The organism is Mucilaginibacter pedocola (assembly GCF_002013915.1).
Taxonomy (GTDB): Bacteria; Bacteroidota; Bacteroidia; order Sphingobacteriales; family Sphingobacteriaceae; genus Mucilaginibacter; species Mucilaginibacter pedocola.
In genome coordinates, this window is record NZ_MBTF01000039.1 from 168,010 (window position 1) to 188,449 (window position 20,440).

At 48.6% G+C, this 20,440-nt stretch carries 14 protein-coding genes; 5 read left to right on the top strand and 9 right to left on the bottom strand.

The annotated features are described in order from the left end of the window. Nucleotides 1-90: 90 nt before the first annotated feature. The 7 genes from BC343_RS29855 to BC343_RS29885 form a co-directional block, all read right to left on the bottom strand. Entirely contained in the window at nt 91-1,815 is a 1,725-nt protein-coding gene (locus BC343_RS29855; protein ID WP_078351483.1) for a 7TM diverse intracellular signaling domain-containing protein, read from the bottom strand. A 141-nt stretch (nt 1,816-1,956) separates the two neighbouring features. After that, nucleotides 1,957-3,186, bottom strand: a complete 1,230-nt coding sequence (locus BC343_RS29860; protein WP_078351484.1) for a polysaccharide lyase 6 family protein — start codon at nt 3,184-3,186, stop codon at nt 1,957-1,959. A gap of 231 nt (nt 3,187-3,417) precedes the next feature. After that, nucleotides 3,418-5,289, bottom strand: coding sequence for a RagB/SusD family nutrient uptake outer membrane protein (locus BC343_RS29865; RefSeq protein WP_078351485.1), 1,872 nt, complete (start codon nt 5,287-5,289; stop codon nt 3,418-3,420). 22 nt (nt 5,290-5,311) lie between these two features. Continuing rightward, a complete protein-coding gene (locus tag BC343_RS29870) occupies nt 5,312-8,563 on the bottom strand; it encodes a SusC/RagA family TonB-linked outer membrane protein (protein ID WP_238381900.1) in 3,252 nt (1,083 codons plus the stop codon). A 213-nt stretch (nt 8,564-8,776) separates the two neighbouring features. Next, a complete protein-coding gene (locus tag BC343_RS29875) occupies nt 8,777-9,565 on the bottom strand; it encodes a DUF4350 domain-containing protein (RefSeq protein WP_078351486.1) in 789 nt (262 codons plus the stop codon). A gap of 208 nt (nt 9,566-9,773) precedes the next feature. Then, nucleotides 9,774-10,808 (bottom strand): LacI family DNA-binding transcriptional regulator, encoded by a 1,035-nt coding sequence (locus tag BC343_RS29880; protein ID WP_078351487.1) that lies wholly within the window; start codon nt 10,806-10,808, stop codon nt 9,774-9,776. A gap of 89 nt (nt 10,809-10,897) precedes the next feature. Beyond that, nucleotides 10,898-12,193, bottom strand: a complete 1,296-nt coding sequence (locus BC343_RS29885; protein ID WP_078351488.1) for an MFS transporter — start codon at nt 12,191-12,193, stop codon at nt 10,898-10,900. Between the two features lie 506 nt (nt 12,194-12,699). Here BC343_RS29885 and BC343_RS29890 point away from each other — a divergent pair. From BC343_RS29890 to BC343_RS29910, 5 genes are read left to right on the top strand one after another with little or no spacing between them, the layout of a single operon-like run. Beyond that, nucleotides 12,700-13,299 (top strand): YhcH/YjgK/YiaL family protein, encoded by a 600-nt coding sequence (locus BC343_RS29890; protein ID WP_078351489.1) that lies wholly within the window; start codon nt 12,700-12,702, stop codon nt 13,297-13,299. Nucleotides 13,300-13,306: 7 nt separating this feature from the next. Beyond that, nucleotides 13,307-14,527: a glycoside hydrolase family 88 protein gene (locus tag BC343_RS29895; protein ID WP_078351490.1), complete on the top strand. Its 1,221-nt coding sequence runs from the start codon at nt 13,307-13,309 to the stop codon at nt 14,525-14,527. Nucleotide 14,528: 1 nt separating this feature from the next. Next, on the top strand, nt 14,529-14,882 hold the full coding sequence (locus BC343_RS29900; protein ID WP_078351491.1) for a cupin domain-containing protein: 354 nt from the start codon (nt 14,529-14,531) through the stop codon (nt 14,880-14,882). Between the two features lie 33 nt (nt 14,883-14,915). Beyond that, nucleotides 14,916-16,103, top strand: a complete 1,188-nt coding sequence (gene uxuA / locus BC343_RS29905; RefSeq protein WP_078351492.1) for a mannonate dehydratase — start codon at nt 14,916-14,918, stop codon at nt 16,101-16,103. Nucleotides 16,104-16,105: 2 nt separating this feature from the next. Beyond that, entirely contained in the window at nt 16,106-17,191 is a 1,086-nt protein-coding gene (locus tag BC343_RS29910) for an alginate lyase family protein (RefSeq protein ID WP_078351493.1), read from the top strand. A 251-nt stretch (nt 17,192-17,442) separates the two neighbouring features. On the opposite strand, the gene BC343_RS29915 is transcribed toward BC343_RS29910, so the two are convergent. Together BC343_RS29915 and BC343_RS29920 are read right to left on the bottom strand one after the other, a co-directional pair. Then, nucleotides 17,443-19,401 carry an OmpA family protein gene (locus BC343_RS29915; RefSeq protein WP_078351494.1) on the bottom strand — a complete coding sequence of 653 codons (1,959 nt, stop codon included), beginning with the start codon at nt 19,399-19,401 and terminating at the stop codon, nt 17,443-17,445. Between the two features lie 21 nt (nt 19,402-19,422). Continuing rightward, nucleotides 19,423-20,424, bottom strand: a complete 1,002-nt coding sequence (locus BC343_RS29920) for a PorP/SprF family type IX secretion system membrane protein (RefSeq protein ID WP_078351495.1) — start codon at nt 20,422-20,424, stop codon at nt 19,423-19,425. Between the last annotated feature and the right edge of the window lie 16 nt (nt 20,425-20,440).

The following is a 20,440-nucleotide window of genomic DNA, read 5'->3' on the forward strand; positions in this document are numbered from 1 at the left end:
GCATCATTTTTTGCTATAGCATCAAAGTTAAATAATATCTGCTACATCATTTACGGTAACGCAAGCATCAGCATAAAAATCGGATGAATATTAGCTCTTACCCATCTTTTTATTCAGCCTTGCTTTGGCCTGCCTTACGCTGGCAGGTGCAATATTGAGCAATGCCGCAATTTCTTTGGTAGAAAGGTTGATGTGGAAGTAAGCGTACAAACGCAGCTCATATTTGGTTAAATTAGGATGGGAGGCCTGTAATTCGTTAAAAAAGCTGGGGTGCACCTGCTCAAAATGGAGTTTAAATTTATCCCACTCCTCACCTAAATGCTGCCCCTCTTTTAACGACGATTGGATGTTTCGGATAGTTTCGGGCTTAGCATCGGGCAGTAAGGTATCAATGTCCTGCATTTGGTTGCGCAACTCGGCCAGCAGTTTGTTTTTTTGGTGGATGTAAAGGCTATTACCCACCAGTTCGCGCTGGTTGGCCTCCAGTTTTTGCTGCAGTTGCTCGTTCTTCTCTTTTTCGAGTTGCATGGTTAGAGTGATATTTTTGTTCTCCTCCTCTATCAGCCGGCCTTTAATTTCGGTTAGTTCGATATCATTTGCCAGTTGTATGGCATGTATCTCTTTTTCCTTTAACTCTTCGTTCACCAATTTTATACGCGCTACCAAAGCCACAGCGAAGGTTAGTATTTGCGAGAGGATAGCCATTTGCGGCAACAACGAGCCGGCGAAAGTGTACAACAAAATGTAAACGGAAGTACAAACCGTAAAGACAAGCGGGAGCAGGTTAGCCGCAAGGAAATATTTGGCGGCTTTATAGCCTCTCCGATGAGCTACTATACCGATGCCAATACAGGTGCTTACCATCAGCAGGATATAGACATTGGATGCAGGGATGTTATTGATATACACCCATCCCGATAGGGTAATGATAACCGGCACAGCCTCTAACAGGATATACCCCAATGAGAATATTTTCAACACTTTATCATACCCGGGCAGAGCCTGTTTTGTATTGAGGTACGAGCGAGTGAACTCAATAAAGCTGCAAAAAATAATGGTAACCCCAACGTGCATTACCAAACCATCCAGGTTGATGTATTGCAGCTTGCCGCCCGGCCAGGCTTTTATGTTGTAGAAACTTGCCTGAAAGACGGGGTTCAGGAACTGCCCGACGGATACCAGGTAAAGTAGCGCCCCTATTTGCACCAATACATAATACAAATACGCCTTATCCTTCAGTTGAAAATAGATATACAGGTTATATACCGAGAAACTGATCAACACAATGCAACACACCAGATTGAACAACGATGTAAAACGCTCTTCGGCATAGAATGCAACCCGTTTGGTGAATATAAGGGCGGGCTTTAACGCCACGTTGTACTGCTTAATATCGCGCAGGCTTATTTTCACATAAAGTACATTTTCGGCTTGCTTTGATAGCGACGCCTCCATTTGCCATGGCTTACGGAATGCCGAGGGCGCACCAAGCCCGGCAGCGGTGCCCTCCCATCTGTTATGCTTCGGGCTATATTGGTAAAGCGTATAGTTTAACGCCTTGAATGGTTGAAATATATACGGCTCATCATTGGGGTATGGGTTATTGATAACCAGCTTTATCCAATAATATTCGCTTTGCTGCGGCCGTAGCGAGTCGGCAGAAAAATGTAATGAGGTATCGTTAGCTACCCGCTCTATCGTGTAACCTTTATCGGGCAGCGCTTTGTAATTGGCAATTTTAAAGGTGTCGGCGTTGCTTAATGTTAGCCTGCTTTGCGCATTTGAATGATGTACCGGCGCCAATAACAAAAGCATTATGCAGCCAAGGCCGTATAACGCGGATTTTAGCGAAAAGCAAATATATCTTTTAAAAAACGCGTAACAGGTTCTCAAATCGGGGGAATGAATGAGAACGAAGATAGGTTTTTGAGGGCAGAATTTACAATGCTATTCCCCCTACTGCACCCCACGCGCGTCCCCCGTCAATGTTGGTGTGGTAGTATCGGTTATTTTATTCTTTATAAGTTCGTTATCAAAAGGCGCTATATCCTGCACGGTACGCGAGGGGTAGCGTTTGGTATCGAACTTGCCCGTCCAGTCGGCGTTTTTGCCGCCGCCTATGATAATGCCTGTAGTGCAATGGCTGATACGGTTGTTTTTGACCGTGCAATCGCTTGCGGCAATGTAAAAGCCGGTATCTATCTTCCCTTTCGCCATGCCATACATCAGCCTGATTGCTGCGGGTAAGCCTTTGAACGAATTATTGCTGATGGTATGCCCGGTGCCATTTACCCGTACGCCGCCGGTGCCGCCTTTAAAGGTGTTGCTATCAACCAAACATTCGTGCCCGCCGCGCATTACCAGTTCGCCGTGGCAATTTCCAAAATAGTTATTGATGTATTTATTGCCCGATGCCTTATTACTTACCACCTCGGGCTCGCCATTGCAGCGGATGAAACGGTTATCCCTCACGGTTGCATAGGCATAACGGTTGCCTTGCAGAATAGGGTCCTGCCCTATTTGCACGCATTCGCCGCCGTTATAATTTTTCCAGCTTACGCTGTCTTTATCCATGAAGGTATTATGGTCTACCAGTGTATAAAGCGGCACCGAATTAGCTGTAACCCGCACCTGCACATCCATATTATCTACATTGTGTGTAAAGCGGCAATTATCCACCCTGTTATGCTGACCGTTGCCTGCCAACACCACAATAGGCATAAACTGCGAATCAACGGTATCTTTTGTGAACACACATCGGGTTATCCGGCAATCGGAACCGCCATCAAGCTTTATCAAGGCAACCTCAGGCCCTTTACCTTTGTGCAGCATACAACCGTCAAATTTCAGGCCCCGTAACTGAATATAGCTGCCCGAAATATGGAAAACGGTTTGGCTTACCCCGCCTGTAAAAATGGTTTTGCCGTCTTTTTCTGCCCTTATAATAATGGGTTTTTCGGCAGTGCCGCTCGTTTTCAGTTCTACACTCCAGCCTGTGTAAGTACCCTTCGCAATAACAATTTCATCGCCGGGCGAAACGGCTGCTGCGGCTTGTTTAAACTCGCCTGCCGTTTTTACACGGTAGGTTTTGGCAAAGCCGGATAGTAGGGCGCAAAGGCAAAGCATTGTTGCAGTGAAGCGTTTCATCATCATTTTATCCTCCAATAAAAATAAGCCGGGCCGCATTGCGCAGGCCCGGCTCTTCTAATTAAACCAAGATACAAGTACAACTAAAGGGGGTTAAGCGCAGTTTTCTTGGGAAGCTGGGCGGAAAGGCCGGTGCGGTTCCCCTCTTGAGAGGGGTGTAGGGGTGTGTTTGGCGCCATGCTTTGCGTTTATTGCATAACCCCTAACACACCCCTGCAGCCGCACTGTCCACTGCGCCCCCTCTCAAGAGGGGAATTAGCTCATTTGTTCCTATTCCACCACCTTATCCAAAGGCGGTATATTATTCTCCGACCCGGCGTAGCCCACATTTTGGTTGATATGCCCGTTTATGTTCAGGTCAATATCTGCCTGTGGTATGGGCCACAACACGTGGTATGGCGAAATGGTGAACTTGTTGCCCGAGTTGGTTACCACGTTCGGATTCTTATAAAAATCGTTCTTCTCCATTATCCTGTCGTAAAAGAAGTTGTTGGTAGCAAAGCTTGCCACACTATAGGTTCTGCCATTATAAGCCGCTTTACCTGTTTGCGCAAAAATGAAAGCCATGCGGGTCAGCTCGGTTTTGCGGGGTTCTTCCCAATACAATTCGCGCTGGCGTTCGTCCAATATGGTGCCTATGTTCACTTTGCTATCATCAGTAAGTAACTGGGCGTTGGCACGGGCGCGTACTTTGTTTATGTCGGCCATGGCCAGGGCGTTTTGGCCTTTCCACCAGTAAGCTTCGGCACGCAGCAGGTAGGTTTCTGCTAAGCGGAACACGTACCAGTCGGTATTGGTACCGCGCGGCGGGCTCCACCATTTGTCCTGTGCTGTTTTACCCGAACCAATAAACACTTTATAATGCGGCCAGCCGAACCATGCGCGAATGGTATCTTTAGCGCCGTTCAAAAAGCGTTGGTTTACGTTGGCAGCGGTGTATTGCTCCAGGTTTTTGCCATACCAGGCGGCATCGGTTGTTTTTAGCCCGGGCTGGTTGTATACCAGGTCGGTCATGTCCATCCACATGCCTTTGGCGTGACGGTAGTCAGTATTATCTGTCCAGATGTATTTGGTTGCATAAGGCGTACCGCGCAGGCGACCAATACCGCGGCCATACCAAAGCGTAAGCGGGAACTCCTCGGTAATTTTATCCGATATACCCGGCTTCAGCGTTCCAGGCGTAAGGATGGTACCGTTATGCCACATAGGCACGCAGTTACGCATCACCTGCGAGCCATTTGTGGTAGCACCTTCTAGGTTCTCGCGGTCTATCACAATATAAAGCGCTTCGGTGTTTGATGCTATAGCTTTGTTCTCGGGGCGGTGCAAGTCCCAAACCACATTTTTGCTGGCATCGCTTGCGGTAATACCAAAGCGGCTGGTCATTAACGAATAAGGCCCATTGATGGCAATATTAGCCGAAGTAATAGCATCATCAAACAAGCCCAAAGCCAGGTTTATTTTGGTGAGCAAGTGCGCCGCTGCACCTTTTGATGGCTCGCCTTTAGCGCCGTTATCAACCAGTTTGGTTACAGCAAAGTCAAGGTCCTGCTTCATTTTGGTGAGGATCACCGTGCGTTTGGTGCTTACGAATGAAGTATTTACAATGGTTTCTTCTTTCAGCAACAGCGGTACATCGCCAAACTCGTGCACCAGGCGATAGTAGCGGTAAGCGCGGTGGAAGTAAGCGGTAGCCAGCACCCTATCTTTTTCATCCTGCGATGTCCACTGGATATCGTTTATACGGGTGATCACCACGTTGGCGTCGTGCACGCCCTGCCACCATACCTGCCAGTAGCGGCCTATCTTGTTATAGTCGTCGCTGTTGAGGTTGGCGGTTGGGGTAATGCGGATATTGAGGTCTTGCGCGGGGGTTGTTTTATCGGTTGTTCCCTCAACGGCAGCGTCGGTAAATATCGATTCGGTAAGCATGGGGGCCGAATCGCCAAAAAATTCGAACCTTACACTCAGGTTCAGGTTCAGCAATGCCGAACGGAAAGCAGCGGGGGTAGTTAAAGTATTGCCCGGGGTGTATTTAGAGGGCGCTTCGGGGAACAGGTCGCTGCGTTTGGTACAGCCGTTGGCCACCACCAAAGCAGCCATCGCCATCCCCGCAAATATATTCTTGTTTATCTTTTTCATGTTTGTGTCTCTTTGTTTGGGGTTAGAAGGTTACGTTAAACCCGGTGGCAAAAAACCTTGGGGTTGGGCCATTGTTCTGCGGGTCCCACATAGGCCAGCCGGAGAAAACTGCGGCGTTGGTTGCGTTAACGAACAGCTTGGCGCTGCTCATACCCAGTTTTTTGATGAGGTTAGGGCTGAAGGTATAACCCAATGATACGGTTTGCAGCCTCACGAACGACGATTTACGCCAGATGTTGATGGTAGTACCCGACGAACCCGAGTTCAGCCTCGCATAATCATCTATCTGGTTATCTGCCGTCCAGTATGGGAGTTTATAAGCATTCATACGACCGTTACCCACGCTGCCGGGGTTGTTAGTGGCCAGGTTGAACTGCCTCATTTGCCCTATGCTTGATACCAGCATGAAAGAGAAGTCGAAGTTTCTGAGGAAGTTAAAATCGTTACGTAACGACCAGCTAAACTTAGGGTTGGTAGAGCCCAGGAATATCTTATCATCATTAGTGAACTTAAAGTCGCCATTCATATCCTGCAGCTTAAAGTCGCCGGGAACGGCGCCGTACTTTTTGGCTTCGTCAACCTCGGCGGTCTTCCAAACGCCTAACACTTTGTAATCCCAAACCACGTTCACATCGCGGCCAATAAACCAGCCGTTACCTATGTCGTTCTTCTCGGGCACCACTGTAGTATTGCCGTTGGCATCGGTAGTGGTCGATGAGCCGTACAGGTGTACCAGTTTGTTGCGGTTGAGGTAGAAGGTACCGTTAGCGCTCCAGTTGAAGTTTTTGCCCTGGATAATTTTACCTTCCAGCAGTATCTCAATACCCTTGTTGTTCACCTCGCCAATGTTGGTGTAAACATCGGGCGTGGTGTAGCCCATTATCGGCGGCAGGGTACGTTTCACGATCAGACCGGTAGTTTTGCGGTTATATACGTCTATCGAACCACTCAGGCGGTTTTTCAGGATGGCAAAATCTAAACCCAGGTTGGGTCCTGTTGTGCGTTCCCAGGTAAGCAGGTTGTTTTGCAGCGATGTAATGGCAATGCTATTATTGTTTACCACGCTACCATCGGGCAACACGGTTGGGTATTTACCGCCTGCTATAATAGCCAGTGCAATACTTGGGTCGGCGGTGCCGCTGCTTAAGCGGTTACCGTTAGAGCCATAACCGAAGCGCAGTTTACCATAGTTCAACCAATCGAAGAATTTGGTTTTGAAGAATTTCTCATCACTGAAAGTCCAGGCAACAGCGCCATCGGCATAGCTTTGGCGGGGTTGGGTTAAACCAAAAGGCGAGAAACCATCGCGGCGGGCGGTAAAGGTAAAGTTGTATTTACCCATTAAGTTGTAGTTGATACGGCCCATCAAACCATCGGCATTATAAACACGGTCGTCGCTGCTTTCCACAGGCAGGGTACCGGCCCCAATGTTGTGATAGCCTAATACATCGCTCGGGCTAAACTGCGAGTTGTTGGTGCGGGTGTACCAGGTTTGGTATTTCTCTTTGTTCAGCAGGAAGGTTGCATCAAAAGAGTGGATACCAAAGGTTTTGTTCCAGGTCAAGATGTTATCCAAATTGTAGCGGTAACGTTCTTCCATCGAGCGATAGGCTGTACCGGTTAATCCGTTCACGGCTATCTCGTTAGGGTTAGCACCCGGGCGGAAGAAGAAGTTACGGTACGCCTCAAACTGCGGCGAGAAATTCAGCGTGTACTTAAAGCCAAAGGGCAGATCGACACGGGTGAACAGCGTACTGAAAAGCACGTTTTGGCGATACACGTTCTGATTGTAACGGTTACCCAGGAAAGGGTTACGCTGATTCAGACCGCTATCATCTGTAGCTATACGGGTAAGGCTGCCGTCAGCTTTATACACATCGCCGTACGGGGATGAGTTGATGATTTGCCCCCAGTCGGCCTCATTCAGGTCGTAACCGGCAAGGTTGAAAGGGTTGGCCGAGTGGCTTTCATCGCGCACCGCAAATTGTGCATTCAAACCGATAGTTAAAAACTTAGCGGCCTTACCTTCCAAATTGGCACGGAAACGGGTGTTGTTATAATCGCCGCCTTTGATCAGGTTCTCGTTGCGGGTGTAGTTGCCCGAGAAGTAATAGCTCACGGTTTCGCTTCGGCCCGATAGGCTGGCGGTATAATCCTGCCTCACGCCGTTCCTGAAGATGAGTTTGCTCCAATCGGTAACCTTATTGTTTTTGTAATTGGTTATCTCGTTAGGGAACAAGCCTAAACGCTGCAGGTAAACATCCACCGGGTCGCCGGTAGAGCCCGACATAAACTGGTCTACAGTTACGCCCTCGGGCAATGCACGCGGGTCGCTGTAGAAATAGTAGGGCTTGGTTACGTTGGCGCTGCGTTGCACGTCCGAACGCCAGTGCAAAAAGTCCTCGCCCTGGTAGTACTCCTGGTTTTGCAGCAACTGGGCAATACCCATGTTAGCATTCAGTGTAATTACCGAGCCACCCTTTTTACCTTTTTTGGTAGTAACGGCCACCACACCACCTGCCGACTGTGCACCATAAACCGCCAGTGCGCTTGGGTCGCGCAGTACGTCTACGCGGTCAATGTCGTTAGGGTTAATGTCGGCAAGGTCGCCAAAGTAGATAACACCATCCAGCACAATGAGCGGCTGCACGTTGCCCGAAAGGCTGGCCTTACCACGTACCTGGAAATCGCCTGCACTGGCGCCCTTGGCAGAGGTATTCAAGGCTACGGATATACCCGGTACCGCGCCGCGCAGTACGTCGGCAACGCTGGTGGGGTTATCGTTCTCAAACTTATCAGCCTTTACGCTGGTGATAGCGCCGGTAACATCTTTAACAGCGCGGGTGCCGTAGCCAATTACCACCACTTCGTTCAGATCGCGCGAGTTGGGGGCCATTTGCACATTGTATTGGGCGGCAGCACCCACTACCACTTCTTTGGTTTGGTAACCAATAAAGGTAAATACCAGCGTGGCACCAGCATCGGCATCAAGGCTGAATTTACCGTTTATATCGGTAGTGATACCAATAGTGGTGCCTTTTATACGCACGCTTACACCCGGCAGGGGGGCATTTTTTTCGTCGGTTACTACGCCGCTTATTTTAGCCTGCGCAACCGTTAGCTTAGAGTTTACGGCAGTGCTTCCGTCCGGCAAATTACCCGGCACAGGCATAGTGCCGCCATGCGCACGCAGGTTTCCGCCTACCGCCAGCAGCGATACAGCAAAACACGCAGCGCCGCGCCTTAGCTTTTTTTGTAGAGGTTTATTGTTCATATTAACGTTGAGAGATGAGGTTTCTGAAAAAATTGGGGCATGAGAATTCCCCTGCGGTTTTTCTCCGCATTTTTTTTTAGTTTCAATAAAATGAGTTGAGATCTTCAGTGGTGCCGAGAGAGAGGGCACCGGTGGCTTAGGCCACTATTTGAGTAATACTTGTTTCATGGGCGTACTTCGTTAGGTTTTACTTGGTTATTGGTTTTTGGTTTATTATTTCTTACGAGCAAGTGATAAAATATAGGCGGTGATGTCCGCCGCAGCTTTATCGTTGTCAAATTGGGCGGGCAGCCTGCCGTTCACGTATTCGTTATACAGCCAAGGGTCGCCAATGGCTATTACCGTGCCTTGGCCGTATTTGGTGCAGGCGGCTATTACGGTTCCGTTAGCTGCTTTCAGCATCGGTTGCGCTTTGCCGCTGATAGCAATGCTGCACACATCCTTCATAAAAGGTTTTTTGGCCGTTTTAAAAATGGGGCTATTGCCGGTAGATATGCCGCCGTCTTCAAAATGAGCATCGTCAACCACATGGTTTTGGATATCGTTATTAAAGTGCAGCCCAAAAGCATCTGCCAGCAGGTTAAAGTGCGGCAACTCTACATTGGCGCTATCGTTGGCCATCAGCACCAATACGCCGCCCTGTTTTACCCATTTGCTAATGTTGGCTACATCAGCTTGCGTAACATAATTTGGCTGTGGGTTTTCTTTACGGCTATCGGGGTCAACAATAATATAAGCCGATACGCCTTTCAGGTTTTCGGCGGTTGGCGCAGCATCAATGCTGGTTAGCGTTGCGCCCTGTGCTTTGAAGATACCACCCCATACAGAAAAGCCTGTATTACCGGTATCTTCCCACAGGTAATGGAAACGTTCGGGCTGGCCGTTCTTATCTTTTCGTGTTTCGTGGTTAAAATAATAATCTAATGCTACGGTTTGTGCCGAGGCATTAAATGCAAAACCTGAATACACGAAGGCTATAATTGCAAGCAGCTTACGTTTCATTTTTAGATAATATATTTTGGTAGAGTAGGGCCTTTAATTGGTAAAATGCATATTGCACTAATCCAAAAATACCCCGATTAGCTTACGGAGGGTTAATTTGAAGGATATTTATTTACTACATCGTTTTCGACACGTTACGAAAACGATGTAGTTGAGATGTACGTCAAAAGAAATTTGGAAACACTAAGCCTATGAACCTGTAAATACCTTAGTTTTTGGGCGCGGTAGAAGAGCGGGTAAACAATTGGGTGGGCAATACCATGGTCTCAAAATCGTAAATAGGGCGTTTGGCTAAAATGATCTCGAGGAGCTTTTGGGTGGCCTTCTGCCCCATTTCAAAACCCGGCTGGTAAACCGAACTTAGCGAAGGGTTAAGCACATCGGCCAGCGTGGTATTGGTATAGCCAATTAAGGCCATCTCCTGTGGTATCTTCAGCTGGCGTTTGTTAAGCAGGTATAGTGTGGTGGTAGTTATCCTGTCGGATGTGGTGAATATGGCATCCGGCTTTTCGTCCAGCGCCAGCAGTTCATTCAACGCGTTCTCTACTTCGCCTATATCGCGGCCTCCGTGGGCGCAATGCTTTACATAGTCGGGGTGCACGGCCATGCCCGCATCTTCCAGCGCTTTTTGGTAACCGGCATAGCGTTCTTTGGTGATAGATATATTTGGCGGACTGGTAATATGTGCAATACGACGGTAACCCGAATCGAGCAGGTGGCGGGTGGCATCGTAGCCGCCTTTAAAATTATCGGCTATTACTTTATGGGTTTCAAAATCGTGCGCTACCCTATCAAAGAAAACAATAGGTAAACCCTGGCGGTGCAGGCTGCGCAGGTGGTCGAGGTCGGCGGTTTCAGTAGATAGCGATATCAGCAGCCCGTCTATCGAGCGGTGCGTAAGGTGCCCCACGTTCTTCACCTCCAGATCGTACGACTCGTGTGTTTGGGTAATGATGACGTTAAAACCTGCCTCATAAGCAACGGATTCGATACCGTTTATCACCTGCGAAAAAAACTGGTTCTCTATAGTAGAAACAATAATGCCGATGGATTTGCTGCGCCCCTGTTTAAGGCTTTGGGCTATGGGGTTGGGGCGGTAATTATGTTCTTTAGCGTACTCGTTTACCAGCGCTTTGGTTTTCTCGCTTATCTCGTAACTATCGCGCAGGGCCTTAGAAACCGTAGATACAGAGAGGTTTAGCGCCGAAGCGATATCTTTTATAGTAATGGAGCTGAAATTCATAATTGGCCAATAGCCCGGCAACCCTTAGGGGTATGGCTGCTAAGCAAGTACCAATGTAATAAATTAATGCCGAATACAGCTAAACCGCACTACAATTTTACAACTTTCATGCGGGGCGATAGCAGGTGCATAAGCAGCCAGGCCACTAAATAAGCACAGGCGCATACACTAAAAATGATATTGTAACCCGTTGTAATGTTACCCGCATCTTTGGCCGATTGCAGCACCCAGCCAATAAAAAACGGGAAAACAATACCGCCCACAGAACCCGCCATACTGCCAATACCCACTACTGAGCTTACGGCACGTTTAGGGAACATATCTGATGCGGTGGTAAAAATATTGGCGCTCCAGGCCTGGTGAGCAGCTGCCGCAAGCCCTATAAGCCCAACTGCCTGCCAAATATTACCGGCATAGCGCGCCGCAAAAATAGGTAGCACACAAAGTGCAAATATGAACATGGCCGTTTTGCGGGCCTTGAATATAGGCATGCCGCTTTTGATGAACCAGGATGATAAAAACCCTCCGCCAATACTGCCTATAGTAGTAGCCGTATACACCAGCACCAGCGGCAGGCTTGGTTTACTCAGATCGAGTTTAAAGGTGGTTGAGAAATACGAAGGCAGCCAAAACAAAAAGAAGTACCAGATAGGGTCGGTCAGGAATTTGCCTACCACAAAGGTCCATGTTTGCCTGATGCCTAACAGCTCCACCCATTTCACCTTGGCTTCAGGGGCTTCGGCTACTTCAACGTCTTCGTTATCGCTATGGATATAAGCAACCTCGGCAGCGTTTATTTTTTTATGACGGGTGGGTATTTCGTAAAGTATTATCCAAAATACCAACCATACAAAGCCAATAGCACCCGTTATAATAAAAGCCATCTGCCAGCCATACACGCCTAATATCCACGGCACCAAAACCGGTGCAACTACGGCGCCTATATTGGCCCCCGAGTTGAATATACCCGTAGCCAGCGCCCGCTCTTTTTTAGGAAACCACTCGGCAACTACCTTAATGGCAGCAGGAAAGTTCCCCGATTCGCCAAGGCCCAACGAAGCCCTTGCCGCGCCAAAACCGAGGGTAGACTTTGCCAAAGCATGCGCCATTGCCGCCACACTCCACACAATTAACGATATGGTGTACCCAAATTTGGTGCCTATCTTATCAATAAAATTACCGAAAAGCACCAAACCCAATGCATACGCCACCTGAAAAGCGATCACCATATTCTTATAATCCTGCTCCGACCAGTTGAACTCTTTTTCGAGCGTGGGCTTTAGCAAACCGATCACCTGCCTGTCGAGGTAGTTAATGGTAGTGGCAAAAAACAACAGGGCGACTACCACCCAACGGTAATTAGTTTTTGGCGTATCGTTAGTCATGCAGGTTTATGTATAGGTTTATGCAAAAGGGCGCTGCCTTTGCGGCAAGTTAAATAAAATATTGCTTGATAGATGCCTTGCCTTTTCGGCAGAATCAACTATGGTTTATAATTGTTTGGCAAGTGTACAATTCTGCGGATGGATTTTGAAGGAAGCAGGAGAGTATTTCTACGCAAACGTTATCGGAGAGGAGGAATTTAGGGTTTCTATATTTTGACTAAACCAAAAGCGCAGGTGCGTGCGATTCCTTCCTTGGGGAAGGAGGAGGTAGGGGTTTATTGAACCATGCAAATTTCGCATTGTGGCTATACCCCTCCCCGCCTTTGCGCTCAGGCAACCGCACCCCTCCCCAAGGAGGGAATAGCAAAAACACCTCACCGTTAACGATAACGTTTGCGTAGAAAAACCCAAACCAAACCGCATTTCTTCAGCTATTTGCTTTGTAATATTGGCCACTGATCGCACAGTATACCGTCGTCGTACAACAAACCAATTACCTCAAAACCATGAATTTTAAAACCATATACCGGCTGTTGATAGCCTTAACCTGCTTTATCATGACAGATACTACCGCATTTGCCCAAAGCCCCGCCGCGCAGCAATGGATGGCCGGTGGCAGCTGGAAGAACGGGCTGAAACTGAACCTGCACCCATCAACCAACGCTACAGAGTTTCAGGCCCAGTACCAGAAGAACAAAGCCCTTTGGGATAAGGTATTCGTTTTTCTGAAAAACACTAACCTTGATACTTTAAGCATAGGCAAGCATACGCTCGATGGAGATAATGCTTACGTAAGCGTTACCGAAGCCCCATCAAAAGAGCTTGATAAAGCGGGTTGGGAATCGCACAAAAAATACATCGATCTTCAATACGTCATCCGCGGTAAAGAGCAAATAGGCGTTGCACCTGCTGATAAGGCTACCGTAACCAAGCCCTATGACGAAAGTAAGGATGTAGCCAACTACACCGCGGAAGGCACCTATTATACTGCCGAACCCGGCACCTTCTTTCTTTTCTTCCCGCAGGATGCCCACCGGCCCAATATTAAAGTACCGGGCTTTGATGTGGTGAAAAAACTGGTGGTAAAAATTAAAGTGGCCAACTAATATCTCTATGAAAAAGCTTTTACTCATCACAGCATTTGCGGCGGTCGTGCAAACCGCATCGGCACAAAAAAACACCGACAAAATATTCGGTTTTGCGCAGCATCAAACCAAAGTATTGCTGGCCGAAACTGCTAAAGCCAAAGCAGCGGCAACCAAACCAAACATATTTTCGCCAAGGGCGCTTAGTGCTAACGGCGACCTGGTGCTGGTGAATTCGAGGGATTGGTGCAGCGGATTTTTCCCGGGCAACCTGTGGTTTTTGTATGAATATACGGGCGATAAATACTGGAAGGAACAGTCGGAGCCGTTCACTACCGTGATGGAGGCCGAAAAAATTAACACCGGTACGCACGACCTTGGTTTTATGGTGTATAACAGTGTGGGCAATGCTTACCGGCTAACGCATGAGGATAAATACAAGGCGGATATTATTGCTGCGGCTAAGTCGCTGGTTACGCGTTTTAACCCTACCATAGGCTGCATTAAATCGTGGGATTTTAACAAAGCCTGGAAGTTCCCGGTAATTATTGATAATATGATGAATTTGGAATTACTGTTCGAAGCCACAAAACTCAGCGGCGATTCCAGCTTTTATAAGGTGGCTGTGGCGCATGCCAACACCACCATGAAGAACCACTTCAGGGCCGATAATAGTTCGTTCCACGTAGTAGACTACGACCCTGAAACCGGGCAGGTAGCTCATCGGCAAACGCACCAGGGATTTGCCGATAGCTCTGCCTGGGCTCGCGGGCAGGCATGGGGACTGTATGGCTACACCCTTTGCTACCGCGAAACCGGCAACAAGATATACCTGCAACAAGCCGAAAAGATAGCCAAATACATCTTCAGCAACCCGCAAATGCCTGCCGACCTTGTTCCCTATTGGGACTACGATGCTGCCAAACTGGGCAACCAACCGCGCGATGCATCGGCAGCCGCCATTGCAGCTTCGGCCTTGTATGAACTGAGCACTTTCAGCAAAAACGGAAAGGCTTATAAAAAAACAGCGGATAAGATACTGAATAGCCTGAGCAGCAACTACCAGCCGCAACCCGATAGTGCACGCGGCTTCCTATTACTGCACAGCACCGGGCACAAACCTGCCAACAGCGAAATTGATGTACCCATTATTTATGCCGATTATTACTACCTGGAAGCCGCGCTTCGCCAAAAGCGTTTGGCCAACAAAAAGCCGGTGTTGAACGAAACGGGTAAACTAAAGAACTGACATGATACAAAGCAATTTGTTCCAGATAGAAGAAGAAACCGAATGGGAAACCGTTGGCGAAGGCGTACAACGCAAAGTGATGGGTTTTGATAGTACGCTAATGATGGCGAAAGTAAAATTTGCCAAAGGCGGCGTTGGCGCTTTGCATAACCATGCCCACGCACAAGTGGCTTATGTAGAAAGTGGTGTTTTTGAAATGACGATGGGCGAAACCGTCCGCATCATCCGCAAAGGCGACGGGTATTATGTGCCGCCTTTTACTGTACACGGCTGCGTATGTTTGGAAGAAGGCATATTGATAGATGCCTTTAGCCCGGCACGCCTTGATTTTTTAAGTGCCGATAGCGATAAATAATACTTTGTAATTTAGGCGCACAAAACAACAACAATGAGTTTAGAACAAACATGGAGATGGTACGGGCCTAACGACCCGGTGAGTTTGGCAGATGCAAGGCAAGCCGGCGCAACGGGCATAGTTACCGCCCTGCACCATATCCCCAACGGCGAAGTTTGGCGGGTTGATGAGATACTGAAACGCAAACAAATCGTAGAAGCTGCAGGCTTAACATGGTCGGTGATCGAGAGCGTACCCGTGCATGAAGATATCAAGAAGCGCAGCGGCAATTACGAGCGGTATATAGAAAACTATAAACAAAGCCTGCTCAACATAGGGCAATGCGGTATAGAAATAGTATGCTACAACTTTATGCCCATACTGGATTGGACCCGTACTGATTTAGAATACCCCATGCCCGATGGCTCTACGGCCTTGCGCTTTGATACGGCCGCCTTCGCCGCTTTCGACCTGTATATTTTAAACCGTCCCGGCGCTGATGGCGATTATGCCGATGATGTAAAAGTAAGAGCAAAAGCCTATCATGATAAACTAAGCGATGCAGAAAAGCAGCAATTGGTGAAGAATGTTATAGCAGGTTTACCCGGTTCGGAAGAAGGTTATACCACCGAACAGTTTTTACAGATGCTGGCCTCATATGGCGATATTGACGCTGCCACTTTAAAATCAAACCTCGCTTACTTCCTGCAACAAGTTATCCCAGCAGCCGAACAAGCAGGCGTGCGCATGTGCATACACCCCGACGACCCGCCCTACCCTATTTTGGGTTTGCCCCGCGTGGTTAGCAATGAGCAGGATATCCGGGACATTTATGCGGCTATTGATAGCCCTAATAACGGGCTTACCTTCTGCACGGGTTCATTCGGCGTAATTGCCGAGAACCACCTACCGGGCATGATACAACGCCTTGGCGACCGCATACACTTCATTCACCTGCGTGCCACCAAACGCGATGAGTATGGCAATTTTTACGAAGCCGACCACCTGGATGGCGACGTAGACATGTACGCCGTAATGAAGGCCCTCCTGCAAGAACAACAGAAGCGCAAAGCCGCCGGCCGCACCGACCTGGCTATGCCCTTCCGCCCCGACCATGGGCATAAAATGCTGGACGACCTGCACAAAAAAACAAACCCGGGCTACTCCGCCATTGGCCGCCTGCGCGGCCTTGCCGAACTGCGCGGACTGGAACTGGGCGTAAAACGTGCCTTTAATTTATAGCGATGAAGAAACTGGTATTGGGTTTGGTATTGTTGTGTATTTGCTTTTGCAGCGAGGCGCAAATTGTAAGCCTCAATAACAAGGAGCTTGCGCAATTGCGGAAACGGATAAAGCAAGATACCGCTTATCAGAAAGCATTTGTGCCTTACCAAAAGGCTGCCGACGCTGCTTTAAGGGAAACGCCCAACCCTATCGCCGAAATACTCTCGCAAGGTTTATTAGCCGGAGATCCGCGGAAAACCGCCAGCCTGAAAGCCGTTGAGGATGCTTCTAAAACTTATGCATTGGCGCTGGCTTACAAGCTATCTGGTAAAAAGGAATACCTTGTTAAAGCCGGCAGTTTTCTGGCAGCCTGGGCAAAAACCAATAAAAGCAGCGGCGACCCGATAAACGATACCAAGCTGGAGGATATGGTTACCGCCTACGACCTTGTCCGCAATGATATCGGACCGGAAAGCAAAACAGCCATTGATGTTTGGATGCGCCAAATGGCTGATGCGGAGGTAAACAGCGCCTCGGCAAAACCGGGCAGAGGTACTGCCATTAACAACTGGAATTCGCACCGGATAAAGATGATCACGCTGATAGCTTACACTCTGCACGATGATAGCTACAACAGCACCATCATCACTGAACTCGAGAAACAACTCAACGTTAACCTCAACGCCGACGGCACCACTCACGACCTGATGGAGCGCGATGCTTTCCACTACCAAACTTACGACCTGGAGCCGCTGATGTCGGCCGCTATGGCTATCTATCGTGCCAACGGCAAAAACTATTTCACATGGAAAACCGCCAACGGGTCAACCATTAAAAACTGCGTAGACTATATGACACCCTACATGACGGGCGAGAAAACCCACCCCGAGTTCGTGAAAAGTAAGGTTGCCTTTGACCTGAAGCGCGCGCAGAACAACGAGAAAGGCTACGCACCAGGCACCCTCTTCGAACCGAAGAACGGCATTGACACCTTTGCGCTGGCCGGGTATTTTGATAAGGGCTACGAGGAAATTATCCGCAAGGCAGCAAACGATGCCGGGTATTTGAATTGGCGGATGGTATTGAATGGGGTGGTAAGAAAATAACGCAAGTTAAAATTCCCTCCCCCGGGAGGGGTGCGGCTGGATGTGCGCAAAGGCAGGGAGGGGTTTAGCCACTTGCCAGGCGTACATGCAAGGCCGTTAAACCCCTTCCTCCTCCTTTCCTGGGAAGGAATCGCTCCATCCCCCCGCTCTTAAAAGCGCTCTTTCTTATCTTCGGTGTAAATATGAAGGCACAAAAAAAGCCACATCACCCCGTGTGATGCAGCTTAGCTGAAATCAGATCCTTTTCTCGTTTATTCTAACTTCAGTACCGTAAACTCGGTGCGGCGGTTCAATTGCCTGCCTTCAGGGTTGTCCTTACCATTGGGCAACGAGTTGGGTGCTATTGGCCTGCGTTTGCCGTAACCTTTGGCATAAATGCGGCTCTCGTTTATGCCACTGGCCACTATATAATCAACACAAGCCTGCGCCCGCGCCTGCGATAGTTTGTTATTGTACTTATCGCTCCCTATCGAATCGGTATGCGCTGCGAGTTCTATCTTTATTTTAGGGTTATCATTCAATATCTTCACTACGTCATTCAGCACTATTTTCGATTCGGGGCGCAACGTTGCCTTATTGTAATCGTAAAGCACGTTTTTGATCACTATCGGCTTATCAACCTTAAATGCCTGCAGGCATATTTCGGGGTTGAACAGCGTATCGTTACTCATTTTACCCTCGGCAGGTACAGGTACTATCTTGGTAAAATAGCCGCTTTTCTCCAACACTAAATTATAAGGCCGTTTGGTTTTCACCTCAAAGTTATACGTGGCCGAAGCGCCGAGCACCATCGACTTTATAGTTTGTTTCGATAATGAATCCACAAAACTCACCTTTACGCCGGGCAGGGCTTTGCGGGTATCGCAATCAACCACCAGCCCGGTTAATACATGCCGCCTGTCGAACGCTTCGAATAGGTTCAAACAGCAATCAGATTCCCTGTCAGAACTGATGTAAAATTTATTGGCGTCGGTTGGGTCGGGAGTGTAATAAAGGTCGTCTTTGGCCGAATTCATGGGGTAGCCCATATTTACCGGGGTGCTCCATTTCTCGCCATCGTACATCGCTTCAAAAAAATCGAATCCCCCTAAACCGGTGTAACCTTTAGAGCTATAGATAAGGCGTTTGCTCGTTACATCATAATAGGGTGCCTGCTCATCCTGCGCGGTATTAATGGTGCTGCCCATGTTGATGGAGTTTACCGGGCTGCCACTTGCGTCAAGGTCGCTGTACCAAATATCCTGTCCGCCTTGCCCGCCCGATTTGTTAGAGGCAAAATACATGCGCTTGCCATCGGCAGTAATAAAAGGCTGTATACTGTTAAAGCCTTCGGAGTTAACGTTGGAGTTCAGCTTCACAGGCTCTTTCCACTCGTTATTACTTAATTCGGTGCAGTAAATGGCATGGAAGGTTTTGGAGCCTACTTTGTACCAGCGGGTGAAATACATGCGTTCGCCATTGGGGCTGAAGGACGGCGTACCATACTCCACTTCTTTCTCTTTACCGTCGCCCTTCAGCTTCACAATGGCAGGCTCTCCGTCCTTACCGCTTATCATGTATACCCGGTTAAGGTGCACTTTCTCATCTTTCACAAAACGCGATGAAGTAAAATAGCTGTTAGCATCCCGCTTCACCATCGAATAATCCGACCCATCAGAATACCAGCCGCCCTTCATCTTGCTCACTTCTATCAGTATAGGGTACTGGTATTGTTCTTTTGCAAATTTGCAATTGGCTACTTCCTTTTCGGCAATGGCAGTGTATTTGGCATCGCCGTTGTAGCCGAGCTTAAATTGCTCCAGCTGTTTTATCGCTTCATCAAAGTGTTGGTTGGCACGCAGGCATACCCCGTACCACAGGCGGGCAAGCGGGTATTGCGCTTCGGCGTTCTCGTTCAGCACTTTATAGTACCAGGGCTCGGCCTCTACGTAATTTTCATACATGCGGTACGCTTCGCCCAGTTGGTACTCCACATAGGCCCTATCGGCAGGCTTACCCTTCTTGGCGCTCTTGCCGGTAGCGTTATAGGGTATGGCCTGCTGCGTTACCAAACTCAAACCCTCGGCCGCCTTCCGGTAGTAAAAGGCGGCCTCGTAATAGTCCTTATTGGCGAAGGCTTTGTCGCCCATTCCTTTCGGGTCGGCTTTGTATTGCGCGCTCGCCGCGCCTGCCATCAGCAATAAGATCGTGGTTAATACGGTGTTTTTCATAATGGTGGAGATATAGGGTTCTTATAGCCTTGGGCAGATGGGTTCGGGTTCCTGCACGCGTTTGCGGAACACGTAACTCAGGGATAGCTCAATGCCGCCATTCCCAGAGGTTGCCCTCCTGAGCGAGGATGTATTAAAATCGTAACTGGCGCCAATGATGAGGCTGTTTACATGGTAGCCTACATTGGCAATGGCAGCATCTTTAAAGCGGTACATGCCGCCGAAGATGAGGCCTTTGTCGTTAGCCATTTTTAATTCGGTATAAGCGCCAACGGCTTTCTCTTCGGCCGCCTGCTGCTTCATATAAACGGCATGCGGTATCACATCAAAAAAATCGGAAGCCTTAATGCGTACCCCGGCGTGGGCGGTGTACCTTACCGGTATTTTGCTGCGTGTGCCATCAAAGGCAAATGGGTCTTTAGAGCGCGATAAGTGGGCCGCGCTGAAACCTGCAAAGAAGTTGGCATTATGCAGCGGGTCGCCATCGTAAAAGAAAACACCCGCCCCGGCATCGAAAACCGTCCCGTTTGTATTCAGGAAGTTCTCGTTGCTGGGTAAGGTGGGGTCGAATCCGCTCCCGGGGTTATACTGGCTGCCGAACTGCGCTTTGCTGGCATCGAAACTCCTGTTGATGATACCAGCATTCACACCAAAGCTTATCTTTTTATACCCATCGTTTGATACAGCAATAGCATACCCGAATGAGGCATAGCCTGCAAAGTAGTTATAGCCAATATCGCCCGCGGCCTGGTTAATAATGTTTAAACCCAGCCCAACCTTATCAGTAGGTCGGTAATCAAGCGATAGCGCTCCCGTTTGGTAAGCATTATTGATGGTAGCATACTGATTTTTAAAGTTGGCATTTACGCGCATATCGCCATTTATTACGCCCGTTAGTGCCGGGTTAAGGTACAGCGGGTAGGCATAGTACTGCGAAAAGTGCGGGTCTATTTGCGCCTGCAGGCGGCTTACTGCCCCCATCTGGAGCAGTAAGGCCATTGTGATAATTAACAGTTTTTTCATTGGTATGGAGATTTGT

Bases quoted from the DNA above. Each gene is read 5' to 3' on its own strand.
- BC343_RS29890 (WP_078351489.1), top strand. From the start codon at position 12,700: ATGAATTTTAAAACCATATACCGGCTGTTGATAGCCTTAACCTGCTTT.
- uxuA (WP_078351492.1), top strand. From the start codon at position 14,916: ATGAGTTTAGAACAAACATGGAGATGGTACGGGCCTAACGACCCGGTG.
- BC343_RS29920 (WP_078351495.1), bottom strand. From the start codon at position 20,424: ATGAAAAAACTGTTAATTATCACAATGGCCTTACTGCTCCAGATGGGG.
- BC343_RS29895 (WP_078351490.1), top strand. From the start codon at position 13,307: ATGAAAAAGCTTTTACTCATCACAGCATTTGCGGCGGTCGTGCAAACC.
- BC343_RS29880 (WP_078351487.1), bottom strand. From the start codon at position 10,808: ATGAATTTCAGCTCCATTACTATAAAAGATATCGCTTCGGCGCTAAAC.
- BC343_RS29870 (WP_238381900.1), bottom strand. From the start codon at position 8,563: ATGAACAATAAACCTCTACAAAAAAAGCTAAGGCGCGGCGCTGCGTGT.
- BC343_RS29910 (WP_078351493.1), top strand. From the start codon at position 16,106: ATGAAGAAACTGGTATTGGGTTTGGTATTGTTGTGTATTTGCTTTTGC.
- BC343_RS29875 (WP_078351486.1), bottom strand. From the start codon at position 9,565: ATGAAACGTAAGCTGCTTGCAATTATAGCCTTCGTGTATTCAGGTTTT.
- BC343_RS29915 (WP_078351494.1), bottom strand. From the start codon at position 19,401: ATGAAAAACACCGTATTAACCACGATCTTATTGCTGATGGCAGGCGCG.
- BC343_RS29885 (WP_078351488.1), bottom strand. From the start codon at position 12,193: ATGACTAACGATACGCCAAAAACTAATTACCGTTGGGTGGTAGTCGCC.
- BC343_RS29900 (WP_078351491.1), top strand. From the start codon at position 14,529: ATGATACAAAGCAATTTGTTCCAGATAGAAGAAGAAACCGAATGGGAA.
- BC343_RS29860 (WP_078351484.1), bottom strand. From the start codon at position 3,186: ATGCGGCCCGGCTTATTTTTATTGGAGGATAAAATGATGATGAAACGC.
- BC343_RS29855 (WP_078351483.1), bottom strand. From the start codon at position 1,815: ATGCTTTTGTTATTGGCGCCGGTACATCATTCAAATGCGCAAAGCAGG.
- BC343_RS29865 (WP_078351485.1), bottom strand. From the start codon at position 5,289: ATGAAAAAGATAAACAAGAATATATTTGCGGGGATGGCGATGGCTGCT.